Genomic DNA, 3,323 nt, shown 5'->3' with positions numbered 1-3,323 from the left:
GGTGACCCTTCGGCCGGCGCCGTCGTCTACCATGAGAACTGCATCGCCTGCCATGGAGAGCAAGGGCAGGGCGGGTTCGGCTACACCCTGGCCAAGGACTGGCCGGCCGCCGATCCTGCCGCATACATCCGGTCCGTGGTCGGGGCCGGGATCGGCGGCACCAAGATGCCGGCCTGGGGGAAGAATCGGGGCGGGCCACTGACCGATCAGCAAATGGCAGACGTGGCGGCCCTGGTGCTCACCTTCAGCCCGCTTGCGCCTGCGGCAACGCCGTCGCCGCAGGCTGCCGGGCCGCTGGGACGAGCGGCCAGCCTGGCCATCCTGGGGGGCTTATTGGCCTTAGGCACCCTGGCGCTGGTCTTGTACTACCGCCGCGCCTGAGGAGTGGGGATGCGTTACCTGCCATGGATACCGCCAGTGTTGCTGCTGCTGACCCTCAGCCTGCCGCTTCAGGCAGCGAGCAGTCAGGCGCAGCCGGCTATCGATCGCCTCGAGGTGGCATTGTGGCCGGAATATGATCAGCCGGCGATGCTGGTGATCCTGCGGGCGGAGCTAGCGCCCGGGACGAGCTTGCCGGCCGAAATCACCCTGCCGATCCCGGCCTCCGCCGGCGAGCCGCTGGCCGTGGCCTACACCACAGCGGATGGCGCGCTGCTCAACGCTCCCTACGCCCGCCAGGTTCAGGGTGACTGGGCCTTGATCACCCTGACCACCGAGACCCCAAGCGCCCAGCTGGAGTACTACCAGCCGCTGCAGATCTCTGGGGCAGAGCGGGCCTTCACGTACGAGTGGCCCGGCGGTCAGGATCTGGCAAACTTGAGCTACGAAGTGCAGCACCCGGTTGGATCCGAGGCGATGACGATCGATCCGCCTCCCCAGTCCAGCCAGCCGCGCCCCGATGGCCTGCAATACTCGTTGGCCGATCTGGGCCCCATCCCGGGGACAGCCACGCAGGAAATCCGCCTGAGCTACCGCCGTGAGACCTCGACCCTCTCGGTTGACACGGTTGGCCAGCCGGAGCCTCCGGTCGCCGGGCCGGCCGAGTCGGGTTCTGGGAGCCTGGATGTCACGGCCTGGCTCCCCGCGGGGCTGGCAGTGATCGGCATTGGCCTGGTGGTGGGCGGCGGCGTGCTGTATTGGCGCTCAAGACGGCGGTCCGCCGTCCAATCCGCCCGCGAGCGCCATCGGCCGAGTCGGGCGGAGGTGCCGGCCTCGGCGGCATCCCTTGACGTCTCGATCGTCTTCTGCCACAGCTGTGGCTCACAAGCCGGCGTCAGCGACCCGTTTTGCCGGCAGTGTGGCGCCAAGCTGCGAGGGTAGATCCACCGCCCCACACTTTGCCAGTCTCCGGCAGCTTCAGTGCCCCCGGGGGCCGTTCGCTCCCCAGCGGGGGACATCCATCCAGGGCAACCAGGCGGCTCGTCTGGTTTCCGATGCCTGCAGCTGATGCTAGACTGGAAGCAGGAAGGGCGATGCCGTCCAACGCATTGATCTGGATCTTCTTTGTGTATGGCCTGGCCTTCTTCAGCATGGGCCTGGCGATTCTGCTTGAGATCGGCCACATCTCCGATCAGCGATTGCACTATGCCTTGCGCTTCCTGGCCGTCTTCGGTCTGGTTCACGGAGCGCACGAATGGATGGAGATGTTCCACCTGCTGGGGATGAGCCCCTTGCAGGCCGTGAACGCCGACACACTGGATGTCATCCGGGTGTTCGTGCTGGGCCTCTCGTTCTTGTCGTTGGCTGCCTTCGGCGCCGCCCTGCTGTTTCCGGGGGCCATGTCTCGCAAGGCGAGTATCTGGATCCCGCTGGCCGGCCTGGCGGTCTGGACGATGGGCATGCTGGCGCTGAGCGGGCGGTATCCGCAAGACTTCTGGCACGTGGCCGATGTCTGGACACGCTACATCCTGGCGATCCCTTCGGCCTTGCTGGCCTGCGCCGGGCTGTTGGCGCAGCGACGGGTGTTCAGTCAGGCAGGCCTGGCCGAATTCGGCCAGGACAGCCTGTGGGCGGCAGTGGCCTTTGCCTGGTATGGCGCCATCGGCCAGGCCTTCACGGTTGCCACGCCTCTACCGCCGTCGAATATCATCAACAACGACCTGTTCATCTCGCTGTTTGGTTTTCCGGTGCAGCTGCTGCGGGCAGCAGCTGCGGTGGTGGTCGCGATCTTCGTTGTCCGATTCCTGCGCTCGTCCGAGGTCGAAGTCCAGCGTCACATTGCCGAGCTGCAAGCGGCCCGGCTGCAGGAGGCCGAACGCAGGCAGGCGATGCGCGGCGAGCTCTTGAAGCGGGTGGTGGCTGCGCAGGAGGCCGAGCGGCAGCGAATTGCGCGTGAACTGCACGACGACACCGGCCAATCGTTGACGGCGGTTGGCCTGGGTTTGCGGGGCGCGCTGAGTACCCTTGCCAAGGACCCGCGGCGGGCAGGCAGCCAGCTGCAGCAGCTTGAAGACCTCGTCACCCACTCGCTGCATGAGCTACAGCGCATTATCGCCAACCTCAGGCCATCACACCTGGATGACCTCGGGCTGGCGGCGACCCTGCGCTGGTATGCCGGCGAGTTGCAGGTGCGCACACAATTGAGGGTCGCAGTCGAGGTCATTGGTGAGGATGATACGCTCCCGGGTGAGGCGGCGACAGCCCTGTTCCGGATTACCCAGGAGGCCCTAAACAACGTGGTCCGACATGCCCAGACCGACAGGGCCTCTGTCCAGGTGAAGTACCTTCCGGACCACGTCACCCTGATGGTGTGTGACAGCGGAATCGGATTTGATCCAACGCTGGTGCGAGAGGGCGAAGATCCGCCGTGGGGGCTGTTGGGCATGCAGGAACGGGCGGTGCTGCTCGGCGGACAGTTGGCGATTGACACCGCACCGGGCAAGGGAACCTGCGTCACGGTACTCATCCCGCGCCATCCGACTCGCGAGGTAGGCTATGCCGACACGCCTGTTGCTGGTTGACGATCACGCTGTCGTCCGTTCCGGTTTGCGCATGCTGCTGGAGAATGAATCCGGCATGCAGATCGTCGGTGAGGCCGGCTCGGCGGCGGAGGCGCTGCTGGCTGTGGAACGCCTCGAGCCGGATGTGGTCCTGATGGACATCGGGCTGCCCGATACCTCGGGCATTGAAGCCACCCGCCAGATCAAGCGCCTGCGGCCGTCGGTGGCTGTGGTGGCACTGACTATCCACGAGGACGAGGAGTACTTCTTCAAGATGCTGGATGCGGGTGCAACCGGCTACGTGCCCAAGCGGGCGGCTGCGGAGGAGCTGATCCAGGCGATCCAGGCTGCCGCCGCCGGCGAGGTCTACTTGTATCCATCGCT

At 66.0% G+C, this 3,323-nt stretch carries 4 protein-coding genes; all 4 read left to right on the top strand.

Translation table 11 applies throughout. The features are described 5' to 3' along the window. Positions 1-381: cytochrome c (locus MUO23_13370; GenBank protein ID MCJ7513939.1), on the top strand; the 381-nt coding region annotated here is incomplete at its 5' end. 9 nt (positions 382-390) lie between these two features. After that, positions 391-1,320 (top strand): hypothetical protein, encoded by a 930-nt coding sequence (locus MUO23_13365; GenBank protein ID MCJ7513938.1) that lies wholly within the window; start codon positions 391-393, stop codon positions 1,318-1,320. A 152-nt stretch (positions 1,321-1,472) separates the two neighbouring features. Further along, the gene (locus tag MUO23_13360; protein MCJ7513937.1) at positions 1,473-2,960 is read left to right on the top strand and encodes a sensor histidine kinase; all 1,488 of its coding nucleotides are present in this window, start codon (positions 1,473-1,475) and stop codon (positions 2,958-2,960) included. Further along, positions 2,935-3,323: response regulator transcription factor (locus MUO23_13355; protein MCJ7513936.1), on the top strand; the 389-nt coding region annotated here is incomplete at its 3' end. The genes MUO23_13360 and MUO23_13355, both read left to right, overlap by 26 nt.

This window comes from Anaerolineales bacterium (genome assembly GCA_022866145.1).
Classification (GTDB): Bacteria; Chloroflexota; Anaerolineae; order Anaerolineales; family E44-bin32; genus PFL42.
This window is presented reverse-complemented; position numbering and strand designations above follow the sequence as displayed.

Coding starts and splice junctions, on each gene's coding strand:
- MUO23_13365 (MCJ7513938.1), top strand. CDS start 391: ATGCGTTACCTGCCATGGATACCGCCAGTGTTGCTGCTGCTGACCCTC.
- MUO23_13360 (MCJ7513937.1), top strand. CDS start 1,473: ATGCCGTCCAACGCATTGATCTGGATCTTCTTTGTGTATGGCCTGGCC.